The following is an 18,376-nucleotide window of genomic DNA, read 5'->3' as shown; positions in this document are numbered from 1 at the left end:
CCTGAAAGTACGAAACCACGGGTTTTCGGGCAAATGATCGTCGTCATCCAAAAGGAAAGGCGGCCGTAACCGGCCGCCTTATTTATCAAATTCAGCTGTAATGACTACAATAAAACCTCAGCCAGTTTCTTTTCCAGCTCCTCCCCTCTTAAATTCTTCCCGATGATCCGGCCTTCCGGGTCGAGGAGGAAGTTGGCGGGGATGGATTTGATGTCGTATTGCCTGGACACGGCATTGTCCCAGAATTTGAGATCGGAAACGTGCGTCCATGTCAGGTTATCGTCGTGGATGGCCTTGATCCACTTGGCTTTGTCCTGCTCCCGGTCGAGCGAAACGCCGAGCACGGTGAAGTTCTTATCGCGGAACCGCTGGAAAGCCTTTACCACATTGGGGTTCTCCTCGCGGCAAGGCACGCACCAGCTGGCCCAGAAGTCGATCAGCACGTATTTGCCGCGGAAATCTTTCAGCGAAACGGCTTTGCCGAGCGTGTCGTTCTGTGTGAACTCGGGCGCCATTTTCCCGATAGCCGTGGCCCTGGCCGCTTCCACGCTGTGTTGCATTCTTTTGGCGAACACGTTCTGTTTGGCGGAGGGCTCCAGGTCTTTGAGGCGTTTTTCCAGCTTGTCCATATCCTCGTACCGGATGAAGAAACCCAGTACCATGGCGCTCACCGGCGATGCCGGATGCTGGTCGACCCACTTTTCATATTCGACGGTAACAGCGGAATCCAGTTTGTCAAATTCCGGGCGAAGGGCCTTCAATGTTACCGTATCCTTCTTCTCATATGCCGCGTTCAGCTTTTCGCCCAGCGCCATTCTCGCCTTGAACGGTTTGGTGTTGTTCAGGCCGGCAAGGCTGTTGAGCTCCTTTGCATAAGGGGTACCGGCAAACACGAGATCCTTCAGCAGCGGGCCTTTCCCCGATACCTTCAGCACGCCGGGCTCCATGTAGAAAACCGCGCCTCCATGCTTTGCACGCCGGTCGTTGCCGGCGCGCAGTAAAAACAAATCCGATTCACTGGCCTTTGTAGCGATGCGGAACGCGCCGCCTGTCACCACGGTGGAATCGGGCTTTCCGCCGGCAAAAATGGAATTGAAATAGATTTTCGTGCCGTCGGGCAAACCCGCGATCTTCCCTTCCACAACCGCTTCCTGCGCCATAGCGGAGGTTGCGAGCAGGCAACATGCGAGTATCTGGCTAATCGTTTTCATATGGATGATTGATTTTTTGATGATTACTTCCCGCCGAGCAGGCTTTCCAGCTGGGCGTCCATCTTGGCATCGTCGCGGTCGCCGCCTTCGAACCGCCCGATGATCTTCCCTTGCGGATCGATGAGCACTTTCGTGGGTAGGGAGGCGATGCCGAAACGCTTGCTGATATCCGTCGGGTTATAGATGCCGGCCATGATCTTTTCGCGGTCCATGCCACGCAGCACGTGCTTCCAGATCCCGATACCGTCGTCATTCACCGCTTTACGCCAGGCTTCGGGCTTGCTGTCGTCGTCAGACACACCGATGATCTCCAGCCCTTTTTCCTTATACTGCGCGTACAGTTTTTTCAGGTGCGGGTTGCCTTTCCGGCAGGGCAGGCACCAGCTGGCCCAGAAATCGATCAGCACGTACTTCCCGCGGTAATCTGCCAGTTGGAAAGGTTGCCCGTTGATGTCGGACGTTGCGAACGCATAAGCCTCCGTTCCCGGCACGCCGATCTTCCGCCGTTCCAGCTCATCGCCGATCCCCTTCGCCATACCGTTTTTGATGGATGCGGGAAATTGGTCGAAATATGCCTGCAGCTTTTCCGTCGGCAACGAATAACTATACCCCCGCAGCAAAAATGCGCTGAGATAGGTGCCGGGATGCGCGTCGATGTACGCCATATCGATCTTCTCCATATCGGCGTAATACGGCTTCAAGCCCGACTTAAACTCCTGCGCCTTGAAATTATCGATTTTATTGATGGAATCAAGGGATTTGAAGAAAGGTTCCCATTGCTTTTTGATGGGCGCTTTCTCTTTGTTCACGGTATTAAAATCCGCCTGCACCGCACCGCCTGTAACGGCCATTTCCTTGAAGGCGTTTTCCTTTGCGGCGATGGTGGTTTTACCGGGCTCGAGGAAGAAGAACTGGATGTTGGGATCGTCCATGCTGCGGGACTTCATTTTCCCGCTCAGGCTCGCATACACGGGCCCTTCTATCGTTCCGGCGAACCGGAATTGCCCGTTGCGTACGGCTACGCTGTCTTTCACGTAAGTCCCCTTTGCGCCGGGATATTGCAGGTACAGATACGGATCACTGCCCGCATACCGTCCTTCGACGGTGAACGCTTCCTGCGCAAATGCCCCGGGAATGGCCGCCAGCGCAACCAGCGATAAGGAAAGGAATTTTTTCATGGCGATGGATTTATTGTTCGTTTTGTGTGAGGTTCGGGTTGCCGACGATCTCATCCGCCGGAATGCGCATCAACACCTTCGGATCGGTCGCCTGCACCGTCAGGGCGCCCGACGATCCGGAAGCGTACGTACGCACCATGGGCAATCCGTTCCGGAAGCAATCATAACTGCTATGGCCTTCGAACATGAGCTCGATCCGCCGCTGCTTGAGTATTTCGTTGAACAGCGGCTGGCCGGCGATGTTGGACGTATCCCCCAGTCCCGCGCGCCGGCGGATCACGTTGAGGTCTGCCAGCGCACCGGCATTATCGCCCCCTTTCACCGCCGCTTCCGCACGGTTCAGGTACATCTCCGCCAGGCGGAGATAGCGGTTGGGCGACACGCTGTAGAGCGAAACGTAATTGAGCGAATATTTCACCGTCGCCAGGGTATCTTCCGTATATCCCGGAGTCACGTTGCGCTTGAAAAACTGCCGGCGAAGGTCGTGCGGCTGGATGATGGAAAGCAAGTCGGGCGAAGGGCGGTACAATCCGCCGGAGTAATTGATCTGCGAAGGCATGGCGAACAGGTTGCTGATGAGGCCCTGGTTGTACTGCGCGTTCACCGCGAAAATATCCTCCGGGTTACCGGGCGCATCGGTATTGTAGTACGCCGCGAAATCGGCGCCCTGCCGCAGCGAGTAGCCGCCGTTCAGGATCACGGAATCCGCATACTGCCGCGCCTTTTTGGCCGCATCCGCGTTGGCGGACGCGAAAGGCCCCGTCATGTACAGGTACACGCGCGACAGGAACGCGAAGGCCGCATAACGGCTGGCGTAGCTGTTGCCGGCGTTTGTCTTCAACAACGGCAGCGCCTCCGTCAGATCGGCGATCACCTGGTCGTACACCGCCTTTACCGTGGCCCGGGGCGGCGCGAAGCCGGCGCCGTTATCGTCTGTGGTAATGAGCATCACGCCGGGATTGTTGCCCCCGTTCTGGTAATACGGCTTGCCGTAGAGGCGTACCAGGTTGAAGTAGATATATGCCCGGAGGAACAGCGCCTCACCTTTGGCCTGCAAAATGGCCGGGTTGGCTTCGCCGGGTTTTACATGCGCGATGATCTTGTTGATCAGCAGCGATGCGTTGTAGGCCCCGCGCCAGTATTCATAGGTTAAGGACAGGTCTTTTTCCGCGGAATTGAGGTACCCGAAGGCATTGGTGTACCTGTTCACGGCCGCGTCCAGCGCGCGGATGTCGTTGCCATGCGCTTCCGACAGGAAGAGCTGCTGGTCGTTGAAGTTGAACGAGCTCTGCACTGCGGCGCCCGCCACGGCGGAGTATGCGCCGAGCGTGGCTTTGCGGAAACCTTCGGCCGAGGAAAACTGCTGGTCTTCGTACGTCACGTTATGCGGCCGCAGCTTGTCGAGCTGCTTGTTGCACGCGCTGCCGGTAAGCAACAGTCCGCCAGCTACGATATATTGAAAAACGGATCTCATGATTCAGGTATTAATGGTTAAAAGCCTACGTTGATGCCAGCCAGGAATCTGCGGGGATTGGCGAAGCCTGTGCCCACGCCGCCGTATGATGTGCTCGTATTCAGCACCGCCCCTTCGGGATCTGCGCCCACGAAGTCTTTCCGTTTGATGACGGCGAGGTTGTCGCCGCTGATGTAGGCAGACAGTTGCCGGATCTTCAGCTTGCGCAGCAGGGCTTCCGGCACATCGTACCCCAGCCGCACGTTGCGGAGCCGCAGGTGGCTCGCATCGCCCCAGAGGCGCGAGGAGCGGTAGGTCAGTGCGTTCCAGGCATTGGGGCTGGTGCTGAACACATCCGGGTAATTGGCTTCCGTATCGCCTTTCCCTTCCCAGATATGCTGGTTGCTGCCGAATACCACGTTATTGCGGCCGAGGCGCGGCGCGGTGGGCGACTGGAAGTTGTTTACCAGCGACATCATCACGTAGTTGCCGTACTGGAACCACCATTCCGCGCTCAGCGTAAACCGTTGGTATTTGAAGGTATTGGTGAAGCCGCCAAAGAACTTGGGCGTGGCCGAACCTACCACCTGCCAGTTGGCCAGGTTGGTGGTGCTGCCGATGCCTTCCACCTCAGCAGGTTTGCCGGAGGGGTCGAAGTTCTGGTGTATCATGTTGCCATTGTCGGGGTTGATGCCCACGAAGCGGATCGCCTTGATCACATTGATATCTTCCCCGATCTTCCGGTAATAGGTGCCGGAATAGCTGTCGCGCAGGGAGTCCTGGTACAGCCGGGAGATCTCGTTCTTGTTGAAGCTGATGTTGAAGTTGGCGAACCAGTTGAATTGCGCTGATTTCACGACGTGCGCGTTCAGCATGATCTCCAGGCCGCGGTTGATGATCTCGCCGATATTCTGGTATTGTGCCAGCGAGCCCTGCGCCGAAGTGAGGTTCACGTTCTGCAGGAGGCCGCTGCTGCGTTTGCGGTAGATGTCCGCATTAAGATCGATCCGGTTCCACAGCCCGAGGTCTATCCCTACGTTCGTGTTGTAAAGGGTTTCCCAGGAAATGATCGGGTTCGCCAGCTGGGAGATCGTGGAGCCGATATTGTTCACCGACCCGTAGGTACGGCCATCCGTATAAAAGGTGGTATTGAGGTAACCATCGCCCAGGTCGCGGCCAGATGTGCCATATACCGCGCGGAGCTTCAGGTTGTTGATCGTGTTGCTGCCTTTCAGGAACGCTTCGTTGGAGACCATCCATCCACCGCCGATGGAATAGAAAGTACCGTACCGCTTGTCGCGGCCGAAGTTCGTGGTGGCGTCCGTCCTTACGGATGCGGAAGCGTAGTAGCGTTGGTCATAGTTGTAATCCGCCTGGCCGAACGCCGAGAAAGTAGCCCGCTCCTGGTAACTTCCCGATGGCCTTGCCGGCGGCGAAGACGGTAACACATAAGCGAGATAGATCGCATCCCCGTAAGCCTTCGCTGCGCCTGCGTTCCGCTCTCCCGGCAAGAGGTTGTACATGTCGGCGCTGTTGATTTCCGTCGTCCGTTTGCCCCATTCCTGCCCTACGAGCGCCGAAACGGCATGCGCGCCGAAAGATCTCCGGAAGTTCAGCGTGTTGGAAGTCAGGAAGTCGGTATAGCGCGTGTCGCGGATCGTGAGCGTGCCATTTGGTAAAATGGGACTGGCGGGCGTGAAGAGGTACGGATACCCGCCGTATTTCCCCGAATATGAACGCGGATCGAGGTAAGAGTTGAAGCGCGTGCCCATGTAGTTGATGGAATTCGCGCTTTGGATGTACAGCCAGGGCAGGATATCGTATTTCAGTTTCACTGCGCCGAGGTGGTTCTGCACGTTGGTGATGGCGGAATTGTCGTATTGCGTCTCGGCGAGGAAATTCTGCGCCCAGGTGGTAAACACCGGCCCATAGTTGCTGGATTGCTTGACGGGCAGGCTATCGGCCATGGCGCCATCGGCCTTGTAAGGGTTCATGAACGGCTGGATCATGTACAGCTCGGGGATGCCGTTGCGTTTCGTGGTTTTATCGAGGATGGAGCTGATGTTCAAGGCCACGGAGAAGCGGTCGCTCACCTGCTGGTCGATGTTCATGCGGATGCTCTTCCGGTCGAAACCGTTATCGTACAGCGCGCCGTTTTCCTTGTACCAGGCCACGCCGCCGTAGAAGCGGGTCTTATCGTTCCCGCTGCGGATGTTCAGTTCGGTATTCCGGAAATTTCCGTTGCTGTAGATCGCATCTTCCCAGTTGAAGTTATTGTTGCGGTCGGCGTCGGTATATGTCCGCCGCTGGCGGATGAATTCCTGCACATCGGGGAAAGTGGCCTGGATGGAGGGCGTCTGTTCCCAATAGCGCTGCATCTGCTTGTCCATAAAGGAAATCAGCTCGCCGGTGTTCATAAACCGGATCGCGCGTTTCGGCTGAATAACGCCGTATTGCATATTGAGATTCACATCCGTGCGGCCTTTTTTGCCCCGGCGCGTCGTGATCACGATCACGCCCTGGGCGGCGCGGGAGCCGTAGATGGCGGTAGACGAGGCGTCTTTCAACACCGTGACGTCTTCCACATCGGCGGGGTTCACTGCGTCCTGCAGGCTGGTGTAGTTGGTAATGACGCCGTCCACCACGTACAGCGGCCCGTAATAGCTATTGGTGGCCGTGGCCATCGAGGATTGTCCCCTTTCGATGACCTGCCCCTTGGCGCCCGACTCGCCGGTGGTTTCCGTGATGTACAGGCCGGTGGTCTTGCCTTTGAGCATAGACAGCGCGTTGGGCGTGGTCACGCTGCTGCGGAGCTGGTCGCCGGTTACTTTCTGCACCGCACCGGTCAGTTCCTTGGCCGATTTGGCGGTATAACCGGTGATGATCAGCTCGTCCAGCTTCGAAGCCGACTTTTTCATTCTCACCTCCAGCGCCGCGTAATCACGGGGCGTGAAGCTCACGGGTTCGTAACCGATGTAGGAAAAGATCAGTTGCGGATCATAAATCCCACCCACGGTAAAACGGCCGTCGTTATCGGTATTGGCGATGTAATTAGCACCCATGGGGTGTTTCGTGACCGAGCGGACCGTCACACCGGGCAGCGGCGTCCCGTCTTCGTCCGTTACGCGCCCTTCATACTTGAGCGCCGCCCTGGGCACTTCGTTCTGGACGTCTGTCACCACGGTCGTTTCGCGGTTCTTGATGACAATGAACTTTGGTGCCTGGATAGAATAAGTTAATGGTTGGTTTTTGAAGCAGGCCGTTAGCGCATCGTTGAGCGAAGCGTTTCGGATGCTGAGCGTTACAGGCTTGGCGTTGTCTAACTGATTTTTTCCATAGATAAAGGTGTAGCCGCTCTGTTTTTCGATCTGTTTGAGGACTTTCAAAAACGGTTCGTTGCGCAATTGCAGGGAGATCTCCTGCGCGCGGGCAGCGGTGCCTGCGGCGAGCATCAACAAGAACAACGTCAGCATACGGTAAGCCCTGCGGATGGCCGGTTGGCATGAAATGCCCCGATCCGCCTGGCGCCAGGCGCATGAATACATAAATTCGATTTTGGTGATAAATAATCTCGTGTCTGAAATGTATGTCCCTTTTCCCCGGGCCGCCCTTTCAGACAAGGCGGTCCCTTTCCCGCGGCGCTTTTCCGCCTTCGGGATACCTGCGATTCAGATGGCCTGCGTACTACCCGATGCAGCTGTTCATCAGGGCGTCACAGTTACTGTATTTCCATTGATTGTAAAGTGTACGAGTCCTGTCAGTTCCAATAATTCCAGCACTTTCGACAGCGGAACGTTCCGCGGGATCGTGCCATTGAAGAATTCCTTCACCGTTCCTTTTTCATATTTCACATCCACGTCATACCAACGGGATAACTGTTTCATCACGATGTCTATCGGCGCGTCGCGGAAGAGGAACAAGCCGTTCTTCCAGGCTGTGGCGGCTTCCACGTCGGCCTGCGCGTTCAGTTGGACGCCGGCCGCTGCGATGGCTTCCTGGCCCGGGCGCAGCAGCTGCTGCTCCGGCCCCTTTTGCACGAGCACCGCGCCGTTCACCAGCGTTGTGCGGCTGGCGGGCTCGTCGGCGTACGCCTGTATGTTGAATCCCGTTCCCAGTACCAGCACGTTCGCGCCGTCGCGGAGCTTTACGGTGAAGGGGCGCTCCGTTTGGGCAGCCACTTCGAAATAGGCTTCGCCGGTCAGCTCCACCGCTCTTTCCTTCCCTTCGAACGCCGTCGGGTAGCGAAGGGCGCTGCCTGCGTTCAGCCACACCACCGATCCGTCGGGTAAGGTAAGCCGGTATTGTCCACCGCGGGGCGTAGTGAGCGTATGGTATTCCAATTCGCCCGCGCCTTCGGCATAAGCCAGGGCGCCCTGTCCCGTTTTCACCGCGTTGCCGCCGCCTTTCGCTGCCAGTTCCCCGTTTTCCGCATCGGAAAGGTTCAGCAGGCTGCCATCTCCCAGGGTCAGCGTGGCCTTGTTGGAGCCGGGCATCGCTTCTCCGCCGAAATGCCGGGCGGTGGCACCCGTATTTCCAGCCGGCCGCAGCGCGTAATATCCACCGGCACCTGCCATCAGCACGATCGCGGCTGCCACGGCGATTTTCCGCCAATGCAGGCTGCGCACTTTCGCAGGCTGTTTGGTGGCATGGATGCGGGCCATGATCCTGTCCATGTCTTCCGGCGCCAGGTCCATCGGCTGTTCGGCTTCACCGAGCCCGGCGAGGGTTTCGTGCATGAGGGCGTCATACCGCCCTTCCTGCAGCAACCGGCCCAGTTCGGCGGCCTCGCTCTCTCCTATGCTGCCGGCGTAATATTGCCGGAGCAGGAGACGCACTTTGTCCCTTTGTTCGTCTGACATGGTGGAATAGAAATTTGCAACAACGATATAGCTATAACTATCGAACGGCTGGTTAGGACCAGTGCGCCCGAAAATATTTTTGACTTTTTTTTCAGAACCAGAACAGTCCCGCTTTGCGGACGAAATCCCTGACCGACTGCAGCGCCCGGACCAAATGGTTTTTCACCGTATTGGGAGACAGTTGCAACCTGGCGGCGATCTCGGGGATGGAGAGACCCTCGTAACGGCTCAACCGGTAAATCTGCTGCTGCTGGGGCGGCAGCCGGTCTACGGCCCGGGCGATCACGGTGCCGCTTTCCCGGAACTGGAGTTGCTCGGCCACGTCGGATCGCGCGGTGTCGGAAAAATCGCGGAGATGCTGGAGGAGTTGGCCTTCGCGGGCAAGGCGCTTGATGTAGGTAAGCGAGAGGTTGGAAACCACGGTGAACAGCCAGGCGCGCAGGAATAGGATCTTCTCGTATTCCGCACGATGCTGCCACAGGCGCAGGAATGCTTCCTGCACGATATCTTCGGCAACAGCCCTGTTTTTCGTGATTTTAATGGCAAACGGCAGCAGTCGCGGGAAATAATGACGGACGATCGTTTCGAACGCCCGCTCATCGGAAGCGCCTATTCCGGCCAGCAACGACCCTTCATTATTTAAATGCTCGCTCATTCCGTCCCCCTCCCTTGGCATGCGGTGATGGTTGATTCGGGATAAAATTAATAAAAATGCGAGAAAATCATGGAAGGGAGGAACCCTGACCGGCGGCGATCGTTACAACTGCACCATGGCCTTCACGACGCCGTTGGCCGGATCGAGCCAGGACGCGAATTTCCCGGCCACTTCATCGAAATTGACGGTATGGGTGATGTAATGGGTGGGGTCTACGAGCCCTTTGCGCATGGCGTCCATGACATGCCGGAAATCTTCTTTCGTGGCGTTTCGGCTGCTCATGAGAGTGGCTTCGCGTTTGTGGAATTCGGGATGGGCGACGGAAATCTCCCCGCGCTGGAGCCCCACGAGCACGTACCGCCCGCCGTGCGCGAGGTACCGGAAGCCGTCGTTGATGGCGCGCTGGCTACCCGTGGCGTCTATCACCACGGTCGGGAAATCGCCGTGGGTAATGGTTTGAAGCGCCGCTTCGGGGTTTTCGGCAGCCGCGTTGATGGTATGCCTGATGTTGAGCTTGTCTTCACAGAACCGGAGGCGCTGGGAATTGATATCTACGGCGATCACTTCCGCCCCGGCGATCCGGGCAAATTCCATGATCCCCAGGCCGATGGGGCCCGCGCCGATCACCGCCACGAATTCTCCGGGCATCACGCCCGCCCGGCGCACGCCGTGGGCGCCGATGGCCAAAGGTTCCACAAGCGCCAGCGCGTCATGCGAAAGCCCTTCGCCATGCAACAGGGAGGCCGACGGCACCTGCAGGTATTCCACCATCCCGCCGTCCACATGTACGCCGCAAACAGCAATGTTCACACAGCAATTGGGTTTCCCCGAACGGCAGGCAATGCATTTCCCGCAATGGAAATAGGGAATGAAGGTAACCGCCTCCCCCGGCTCGAACCCCGGTGCACCATCCACCGCCACCAGTTCTCCGGCAAGTTCGTGCCCCAGCACCCGCGGGTAACTGAAAAAAGGCTGCGTGCCTTCAAAAGCATGCAGGTCGGTACCGCAAATGCCGATCCGGCGGATGCGGATGATCGCGTGGCCTTTCTTCAATTCCTGTTGCGGGGCTTCGCCATATGTCAGCACGCCGGGCGTGGTGCAGGTCAAAATCTTCATTCGTTGCGCGTTTTCGGTTCAAAAATGGCTAATCCCGGCGGAAATTCCTTGTCCGGATCCGACTTTTCCTGTTACGGATCAGAGGATGTAACAAAAAAGCGCCGTACCCCTCGGGCTACGGCGCTTTTAACTTTGAAAGCAAATGCTTTATTTCTTCTGCTGCGACAGGAAAGTCACCAGCGAAGCCAGTTCTTCGTAAGAAAGGGCGTTCGCCAGGCCGGCCGGCATCATGGAATTTTTCATTTCCTTCCGGGATGCGATATCAGAGGCTTTCAGCGTGGTCACGTTGCCGCCGATATCGCGCAGCACCACTTTGGAAGCGGTTTCTTCCGTCACAAAGCCCATGTAGGATTTTTTGTCTTTCGTGGTGATCGTCACGGTCGCGAAACCCTGGGAAATGGAAGCGTTCGGCTTGAGGATGGACTCAGCGATCTGTTCGCGGTTCATGATCGAGCCGATCTGGCCCATGAACGGGCCTTTCATCTTCTCACCCTTATTGATGCTGTGGCAGGCCACGCAACCCTGGGCGGTGAAGAGCAGCTTTCCTTTCGCGGGATCGCCCTTGATGTTGTTCACGGCGATCAGCACATCTTCGATGGAAGATTTGCCTACCTGCCCTTTTTTATTCTTGATCTTTTCGAGGTCTACCTTCGGCTCGTTTTTAGCGACCGCGTCTTCTTTCTTCGCCGGTGCGAATGCGGCGATTTCCATACGGTTGCGCTCGTCGAGGTCGGTGAAGAACTGTTTGCGGGCGGGCGCTTTCAACGCTTCACGCTTCAGGAACTTCTCGATGGCCGCCGATCCTTCCCAGGTCACCGCTTTGTAGTACGGGCCGTGAGAATCCGGACGGGTGCCCCACCACCAGGAGGCGTCGTAATCCGCTTCTTTCTTGTAGAGACGGGCCAGCGTAGTGATGATCTGGTTTTTCTGTTTCAGGTCTTTGGCCAGCGGGTACGCCGCCAGCAGCCCGTTCACCGCTTTGGTATCGTGCATATACCGGAGCGCCCACATCGCCAGTGCGCCGTTGGGGCCATTGATGCCCGCCACGGCAGCGTCTACCGCATGCAGTTTCACCAGCGACTGCACTGCCAGGTGCGGCAGCACGATCTCGGCGTTCGGGGTAGCGTGCGGCCCTTCGGTGCCTTTCGCCGGCGCCACGAACGTTGCGGGAACTTTCGTCTGCAACAGGGCTGCCGCTGCTTCCGGACGGCCCAGTCGGCCGAGGCCTACGATGGCCGCTGCGGCTACGCGGGGCGAGGGGTCTTTAATGCCTTGCAGGAAGGGATCGATGGAAACATCGGCTACCAGGCCCTTGCGGTCTGCCAGGGCACGCAGTGCGTGCTCGCGGACAGCGGCGTCTTTGGTAAGACCGGTCAGCCCGGCGATACCATCATGGCCAGCCGCCTGAGCGTAGGTATAAATACCGGCAACACGGGCGTACAGCGGCGCTTCCATATCTACCGCCACGGCGAGCGCCGCTGCGGAAGCCGCCTGTTTATCTTCGCGGGAAACGAGTTCCTGGGAAGCGGCCAGGCGCGCCACGGAACTGGGGGATTTCAGCATCGCCGCCAGTTCTGCTACGGAAGATTTCGTGATATCCGGGAATGCGGTATACGTCCAGTCTTTGGGGACCGCGCGGATGATGTATCCTTTATTGGGGCTGCCGGAATAGCCGGCGCCATCCCATGCGGAGAGGTACAGCCTTCCGGAACCGTCCACATCCAGGTCGGTGATCTGCGGAATGCCGAGGAACTCCTCTTCCTTCTGCGTGAAGGTAGCACCGTCGGCCGTTACGCGGTGGATGTAGAGCATGCTCCTGCCCCAATCCGCCATCATGGGCACGTTGGTGAATTTCTCGGGCCAGCCGGGCTCAGACATGTAGAGCGCGCCCGTTCCGGAACCGCCGCCAACGTCTACCAGCGCGGGCAGGATCTCGTCGGTGAAGTGCTGGAACAATACAGGGTAACCATATTCGCCCGACTGGATGTGGTGCGAGAAACGCACGTTCCATCCGCCGCCGTCGTTGGTGTTTTCACGGGTGAACACGTTCATGAACGGGTCGATGGCCACGTCGTACACGTTACGGGTACCGTGGGTGAAGACTTCCATCTCCGTACCGTCGGGCCGTACACGTACGATGCCGCCGCCGAGCATGGTCATTTTCTTGCCGGAACGGTCGGTGGCGTTGTGGAAACCGAAGTCGCCCACGGAAATATAGATCCATCCGTCGATACCCATGCGGATACCGTTGGTAGCGTGGTCCGTACCGCGCTCCTGGATGTATTTGGTATTGCTGAGGTCGGTCACCAGCGGCTGGGGAGCCCCGTCCGCCTTGCCGTCTCCGTCATTGTCTTCGAACAGCACGAGCGACATGCCCGTGGCTTTCCCGGTTGCTGCGGAAAAGGTGGTGTGGAGCACATATACTTTTTTGCCGATCACGAGGATGCCGCGGGGGTTGTCTACCACGGCGAACTCGGTGTGCGCGTCCATTTTGCCGTCGTTATCGCTGTCGGTCAGCCGCAGGATACGCCCTTTTCCGGGATCCTTCCCGAGCGAGCCGATCATGTCTACCCCTACGAATACGTCGCCATTGGGCGCAACCGCGAGGCATGCCGGGCTGGGCGTGACATCCGGTCCGGCAAAACGGGAAATGGTCAATTCCGGGGGATCGGACAACTTGAATTTCTTGTCTCCCATGTAGAAGTTTGCGCCAGCCAGTACCGATGCGGTGCAGAGCAGGGCAAGCGAAGTTTTGATCATCGTGTTAAGTGCTGTTTAAGAGCGTACGGTTAAAATGCTTATCAAATGAGCCGCTCAAAGTAATCAATAAATTTTCCGGAAGGAAATTTTTTCCATGGATTGTGTACTTCATACGCTTAGTAAACTGCCTCCCTTCTTTCAAATCCGCCACACAGGCCCATTCCGGCTATTCTCAACCTATCCCGCCCAACGGCTGATTTCTGGACGAAAGGCGAAGGCGGCGGATAGGCGGATTTTCTGAATTCGATTGTAATTGCCGGCGGCGGTAAAAACCGTGGAACATCCGCCCGAACGGCCGCAGGCACCGGGGTGGCGCCGCCCCTATTGCCATGGTTGTTGCGCGGGAACGTTTTTTGTCGGATGCCTTTATAAACTATCCACATGAAAAACCGGGCATTTTACTTTGCCACCGCCGTGATCACGCTGGCATGCAGTTGCTACCAGACCCGCCAATCGAAAGGCGGCGGGCAGCAGGCAGACAGCGTCCGTGAAACCGACCCGGCAGACATCGTGCTGCCCGAAGGCTATCGTGCAGAGGTGGTCGCAAAAGGGCTCAACTTCCCCACGGCGCTTACGTTCGACGATAAGGGCGTACCGTACGTGATCGAAGCGGGATATTCGTACGGGGAAGATTTTTCAACCCCACGGCTCCTGCGCTTTTCCGGGGGCAGCCCGGAAACCGTAGCCGAAGGGGAACAAAACGGGCCATGGACGGGCGTTCAATACCATAATGGCAATTTTTACGTCGCGGAAGGCGGGCAAACCCACGGCGGGAGGATACTCAAAATCTCCCCAGGAGGCAAATCCACCGTGCTGATCGAACGGCTGCCCGGCCAGGCAGACCATCACACCAACGGCCCTGCCATCAAAGGAAATTACCTGTATTTCGGCACCGGCTCCGCTACCAACAGCGGCGTAGTGGGGCCTGACAATGCGGAATTCGGCTGGCTGAAGCGCCATCCCGGGCTGCACGATATTCCCTGCGAAGACATCGTCCTCAACGGCATCAACTTCACATCCCCCAATCCGCTCACCCCGGCTGAAGGCGACACGGCCGTCACCGGCGCCTTCCTCCCGTTCAACACGGCGTCGCACGCCGGGCAAACGATTCCGGGGAGGCTTCCCTGCTCGGGCGCCATCCTGCGCATTCCGCTCGAAGGCGGTAAACCGGAGTTGGTGGCTTGGGGATTGCGGAACCCTTACGGCCTCGCGTTCTCCCCGCAGGGCAAGCTCTATGTCACCGAAAACCAGGCAGACGATCGTGGCAGCCGGCCCCTCTGGGGCGTGGGCGATGTGCTGTGGGAAATCAATCCCGGTGATTGGTTCGGCTGGCCGGATTTCGCAGAAGGCAAGCCCATCGCTTATTTCAAACCGCCGGGAAAATCAACGCCGGAAAAGCTGCTGCAAGACCGGAAGAAACCCATCCCCAAACCGGTGGCCGTACTGGCCGTGCACTCCTCTTCCAACGGCATGGACTTTTCGGGAAGCGGACGATTCGGTTTCGAAGGCGAAGCCTTTATCGCGCAGTTCGGCGATATGGCCGCCAACGTCGGGAAAGTCCTGAAGCCGGTGGGCTTCAAAGTGGTGCGGGTGAACACGCAAACGGGCGAGATCAACGATTTCGCCGTGAACCGCGGGAAACGGAACGGCCCCGGCAGCAAGCTGGGGCATGGCGGACTGGAACGGCCCGTTTCGGTACGGTTCAGTCCCTCGGGCGAAAGCCTGTACATCGTCGACTTCGGCGTCCTGCTCATGAAAAACGGCGAAACGCGCCCCGTCCGCAACTCGGGCGTGATCTGGAAAATCAGTAAAACGGATTGATATGAAACCTGCCATCATACTGCTGACGATCATTTTCATCTCCTGCACCGCACGCAGAATGCCGTTGGCCGGTAACGGCGTGCAGGGAAAGGAAGCCGCGCTTGCGGGTAAAAAGGCTTACCAGCAATATTGCGACAAATGCCACCCGGGCGGAGAAGCCGGCCTCGGTCCTGCGCTCAACAACAACCCCGCGCCGGGGTTCCTGAAACGTTTCCAGGTGCGGCACGGGCTGGGCGCCATGCCGGCGTTCGACGCATCGGTCGTTTCACCGGAAGACCTCGATCATATCATGGCCTACCTGAAGGCGAAGCGCAGGGAACCGGCGTTGCCGCGATGATCAGCGGGAAGGCCTGTTCCCCTGATCCCGCGTTTTCCGGCGCGCCTGGAACGCGATAAATAAGACAGCGATGATAATAACGGCGATGAGCGCAATGAGTGGTATGAACATGGTTTCCTTTTCTTCCGAAACTCCATATTGCGTGCCTGAACGCCACAGCCGTGGCGGATCTCCACGCTCCCGAACAACTGCGCAATTTTTTGCCCGCCGCCGTGTCGCTCTTCCACAACGTTTCCTGCTGTTGAACGCTTGTTGCGCATGGCATGATATTCCGCCCTTTCATTGGAAAGCAGATTCTCATGATCACACTTGGCATCAACGCCGCCTTTCACGATTCCGCCGCCTGTCTTGTCAAAGACGGACAGCTCATCGCCGCGGCAGAAGACGAACGATTCACGCACATCAAACACGGCAAGCGGCCCGTCCCGTTCTCCGCCTGGGAACTACCTTTCCATGCGATCCATTACTGTTTGAAGGAAGCCGATATCCATTTATCGGACGTAGACCAGGTCGCCTATTCGTTCGACCCCTACCTGGTGATGGAGCGCCCCGAGCTGGAAAGCCGGGAAGTCCGTCTCCCGCTCGATCCGCTCGCCGTTCCCATGACGGAAAAGTGGAAATCGCCCTGGGACCCGCTGTTCCATTCGGCCATCCTGAATGCGCCGGGAATGCTGGCAGACGGCTACCCGCATCATTTACAGGACAGGCTGGCCGGCACTTCGCGCAACGATGAGCGCTTCCATTTCCTGGACCATCACCTCTGTCATGCCGCAAGCGCGTTCCTCCCGTCGCCTTTCAGCGAAGCGGCCGTTATGACGCTGGACGGGCGCGGCGAAACCGCTACTTCCACTTTCAGCATGGGCCATGGCATGCAGCTGGAGCGCCTGCGGCAGGTAGATATGCCGCATTCGCTCGGGATGTTGTATGAGCAGGTGACGAAGTACCTGGGGTTCCTCCATTCTTCCGACGAATACCGCGTCATGGCACTGGCTTCTTACGGAAAACCGGTGTACGCGAATATTTTCAGGGATATGGTCCATCTCGGGAACGATGGCGGGTATACGATCGATGAAGAAAGGTTCGCGCAACATTTCGGGCCGCCGCGCAGTAAAGGCGCGCCTTTCACGATGCTTCACTTCGATATTGCCCATTCGTTGCAGGTGGTACTGGAAGAATCCGTGCTGGAGCTGGCTTCCTGGTTGCGCCGGGAAACCGGCGCGAAGCAACTGTGCTTCGCAGGTGGCGTGGCATTGAACTGCGTGCTGAACGCGCGGCTCCGCGATGCCGGAATTTTCGACGACATCTGGGTACAGCCCGCTTCCGGCGATGCAGGCACCGCACTTGGCGCGGCGCTCTGGCAGGATGCGCAGGCCCGTGGGGAAAGCGGCAAAGCTTTCACTATGGAACATGCGTATTGGGGCCCGGCGTTTTCGGATGAAGAAATCATCACATTCCTCCGTTGGGCGAAGGTGCCTTACCGCCGTATGCAGGACGTAGCGAGGGAAACCGCTGAACTGCTGCTGCAAAACCGCGTTGTTGGCTGGTTTCAGGGAAGGATGGAATTCGGGCCCAGGGCTTTAGGTGCCCGCTCTATCCTCGCATCGCCCATCGATCCGAAAATGCAGGCGAAGTTGAACGAAGTGAAGGACCGCGAAGATTTCAGGCCGGTAGCGCCCGCCGTGCTCGAGGAAGAAGCCTGCAACTGGTTCCAATCCGCCGGCGCCAGCCCGTTCATGCTCTTCGTGCATCAAGTGAAGGAAGATAAAAAAGCACAGATACCGGCCGTTTGCCATGTAGACGGCACCGCGCGCATCCAGACGGTGAACCGCACCCAGCATGCCCGGTATTACGACCTGCTGAAAGCGTTCCAGGAATTATCCGGCGTACCGGTGATCATCAATACCTCATTCAATACACTCGGCAAACCCATCGTCTGCACCCCGCGCGACGCGCTGGAATGCTTCTGGTCGTCGCCTTTCGACGTGCTGGTGATGGGCGATTGCCTCATCGAGAAGAAACCATGAAAATATCCGTTGTCATCCCTACTTACAAAAGGACGCTCCTGCTGATGGAATGCCTTGCAGCCCTCGCGCGCCAGCGCTTCCCGCACGACGAATTCGAAGTGATCGTGGTGAGCGACGGGCCCGACCGCCTTACCCGCCAGATCGTGGATTCGTGGTGCCACACCCGGCTGCTCGACGTCACCTACCTGCCGCTATCGGAAAACAGGGGGCCTGCCGCGGCACGCAACGCCGGCTGGAAACTGGCTTCCGGGGAACTGATCGCTTTTACGGACGACGATACCCAACCCGATCCGCACTGGCTTTCCGAATTATGGGAAAACGCGGCAGGCCAGCCCCCGGCCGCATACACCGGTCGAATCATCGTGCCCATCACCGAAGCGCCGACCGATTACGAACTGAATACCGCACAGCTCGAAACCGCTGAATTCGTAACGGCCAACTGCGCCTGTTCGCGAACCGTACTGGAATCGACAGGCGGTTTTGACGAACGCTACCGCATGGCCTGGCGCGAAGACAGCGACCTCTATTTTTCCATCCGATCGGCCGGGTTCCCGGTGGAGCATATTCCCGAAGCCATCGTGGTGCACCCGGTCCGGAAAGCGACATGGGGCGTGAGTTTCCGGGAACAAAAGAAAACCATGTTCAACGCATTGCTTTTCCGCAAATTCCCCGATCTCTACCGGAAAGAACCGCACCCGTTCCCGCCTGGGCATTATTATGCCATGGCGCTGCTTTTACCGGCAGCTTTCGTGTGCGCGGCTTTCGGGGAAACGGAATGGGCGGCGGTATTGTTTGGCGGCTGGGCGGGACTGATCGCGATGTTTGCCGTGAAGCGGCTCCGCCGGACGTCGCGCAGCTGGGCACATGTGCTGGAAATGATGCTTACTTCCGCCACCATTCCGCCTGCATCGATTTTCTGGTACTGGTATGGCTGGTGGAAATTCCGGTTAACGAAAGGATGA

Annotated in this window: 12 protein-coding genes; 4 read left to right on the top strand and 8 right to left on the bottom strand. The window is 58.0% G+C overall.

What is annotated here, in order from left to right; all coding sequences use genetic code 11:
- Window positions 1–104: 104 nt before the first annotated feature.
- The 8 genes from ACQKLP_RS09265 to ACQKLP_RS09230 form a co-directional block, all read right to left on the bottom strand.
- Complete coding sequence (locus ACQKLP_RS09265) at window positions 105–1,211, bottom strand: redoxin domain-containing protein (RefSeq protein WP_427322209.1); 1,107 nt, start codon at window positions 1,209–1,211, stop codon at window positions 105–107.
- A 23-nt stretch (window positions 1,212–1,234) separates the two neighbouring features.
- Complete coding sequence (locus tag ACQKLP_RS09260) at window positions 1,235–2,389, bottom strand: redoxin domain-containing protein (protein ID WP_427322207.1); 1,155 nt, start codon at window positions 2,387–2,389, stop codon at window positions 1,235–1,237.
- Window positions 2,390–2,399: 10 nt separating this feature from the next.
- On the bottom strand, window positions 2,400–3,863 hold the full coding sequence (locus ACQKLP_RS09255) for a RagB/SusD family nutrient uptake outer membrane protein (RefSeq protein WP_427322205.1): 1,464 nt from the start codon (window positions 3,861–3,863) through the stop codon (window positions 2,400–2,402).
- A gap of 17 nt (window positions 3,864–3,880) precedes the next feature.
- A complete protein-coding gene (locus ACQKLP_RS09250; protein WP_427322203.1) occupies window positions 3,881–7,315 on the bottom strand; it encodes a SusC/RagA family TonB-linked outer membrane protein in 3,435 nt (1,144 codons plus the stop codon).
- A 231-nt stretch (window positions 7,316–7,546) separates the two neighbouring features.
- Window positions 7,547–8,701 carry a FecR domain-containing protein gene (locus ACQKLP_RS09245; RefSeq protein WP_427322201.1) on the bottom strand — a complete coding sequence of 385 codons (1,155 nt, stop codon included), beginning with the start codon at window positions 8,699–8,701 and terminating at the stop codon, window positions 7,547–7,549.
- A gap of 91 nt (window positions 8,702–8,792) precedes the next feature.
- Window positions 8,793–9,377: an RNA polymerase sigma-70 factor gene (locus ACQKLP_RS09240; RefSeq protein ID WP_427322199.1), complete on the bottom strand. Its 585-nt coding sequence runs from the start codon at window positions 9,375–9,377 to the stop codon at window positions 8,793–8,795.
- An 81-nt stretch (window positions 9,378–9,458) separates the two neighbouring features.
- Entirely contained in the window at window positions 9,459–10,472 is a 1,014-nt protein-coding gene (locus tag ACQKLP_RS09235) for a zinc-binding alcohol dehydrogenase family protein (protein ID WP_427322198.1), read from the bottom strand.
- Window positions 10,473–10,619: 147 nt separating this feature from the next.
- On the bottom strand, window positions 10,620–13,232 hold the full coding sequence (locus ACQKLP_RS09230) for a DUF7133 domain-containing protein (protein WP_427322196.1): 2,613 nt from the start codon (window positions 13,230–13,232) through the stop codon (window positions 10,620–10,622).
- Window positions 13,233–13,613: 381 nt separating this feature from the next.
- Between ACQKLP_RS09230 and ACQKLP_RS09225 the strand changes: the two genes are divergently transcribed.
- The 4 genes from ACQKLP_RS09225 to ACQKLP_RS09210 all read left to right on the top strand — a co-directional run bounded on the left by ACQKLP_RS09225 (window position 13,614) and on the right by ACQKLP_RS09210 (window position 18,376).
- On the top strand, window positions 13,614–15,053 hold the full coding sequence (locus ACQKLP_RS09225) for a PQQ-dependent sugar dehydrogenase (RefSeq protein ID WP_427322194.1): 1,440 nt from the start codon (window positions 13,614–13,616) through the stop codon (window positions 15,051–15,053).
- Between the two features lies 1 nt (window position 15,054).
- Window positions 15,055–15,390, top strand: a complete 336-nt coding sequence (locus tag ACQKLP_RS09220) for a c-type cytochrome (protein ID WP_427322192.1) — start codon at window positions 15,055–15,057, stop codon at window positions 15,388–15,390.
- Between the two features lie 299 nt (window positions 15,391–15,689).
- The gene (locus ACQKLP_RS09215) at window positions 15,690–17,414 is read left to right on the top strand and encodes a carbamoyltransferase family protein (protein WP_427322190.1); all 1,725 of its coding nucleotides are present in this window, start codon (window positions 15,690–15,692) and stop codon (window positions 17,412–17,414) included.
- A complete protein-coding gene (locus tag ACQKLP_RS09210; RefSeq protein ID WP_427322188.1) occupies window positions 17,411–18,376 on the top strand; it encodes a glycosyltransferase family 2 protein in 966 nt (321 codons plus the stop codon). Before ACQKLP_RS09215 ends, ACQKLP_RS09210 begins: the two co-directional genes overlap by 4 nt.

The sequence above is a fragment of the Chitinophaga sp. NPDC101104 genome (genome assembly GCF_050277495.1).
Lineage (GTDB): Bacteria > Bacteroidota > Bacteroidia > Chitinophagales > Chitinophagaceae > Chitinophaga.
The sequence above is the reverse complement of the archived record's forward strand: the minus strand, read 5'-3'. Positions and strand labels throughout refer to the sequence as shown.

Coding starts and splice junctions, on each gene's coding strand:
- ACQKLP_RS09265 (WP_427322209.1), bottom strand. CDS start 1,211: ATGAAAACGATTAGCCAGATACTCGCATGTTGCCTGCTCGCAACCTCC.
- ACQKLP_RS09260 (WP_427322207.1), bottom strand. CDS start 2,389: ATGAAAAAATTCCTTTCCTTATCGCTGGTTGCGCTGGCGGCCATTCCC.
- ACQKLP_RS09255 (WP_427322205.1), bottom strand. CDS start 3,863: ATGAGATCCGTTTTTCAATATATCGTAGCTGGCGGACTGTTGCTTACC.
- ACQKLP_RS09250 (WP_427322203.1), bottom strand. CDS start 7,315: ATGCTGACGTTGTTCTTGTTGATGCTCGCCGCAGGCACCGCTGCCCGC.
- ACQKLP_RS09245 (WP_427322201.1), bottom strand. CDS start 8,701: ATGTCAGACGAACAAAGGGACAAAGTGCGTCTCCTGCTCCGGCAATAT.
- ACQKLP_RS09240 (WP_427322199.1), bottom strand. CDS start 9,377: ATGCCAAGGGAGGGGGACGGAATGAGCGAGCATTTAAATAATGAAGGG.
- ACQKLP_RS09235 (WP_427322198.1), bottom strand. CDS start 10,472: ATGAAGATTTTGACCTGCACCACGCCCGGCGTGCTGACATATGGCGAA.
- ACQKLP_RS09230 (WP_427322196.1), bottom strand. CDS start 13,232: ATGATCAAAACTTCGCTTGCCCTGCTCTGCACCGCATCGGTACTGGCT.
- ACQKLP_RS09225 (WP_427322194.1), top strand. CDS start 13,614: ATGAAAAACCGGGCATTTTACTTTGCCACCGCCGTGATCACGCTGGCA.
- ACQKLP_RS09220 (WP_427322192.1), top strand. CDS start 15,055: ATGAAACCTGCCATCATACTGCTGACGATCATTTTCATCTCCTGCACC.
- ACQKLP_RS09215 (WP_427322190.1), top strand. CDS start 15,690: ATGATCACACTTGGCATCAACGCCGCCTTTCACGATTCCGCCGCCTGT.
- ACQKLP_RS09210 (WP_427322188.1), top strand. CDS start 17,411: ATGAAAATATCCGTTGTCATCCCTACTTACAAAAGGACGCTCCTGCTG.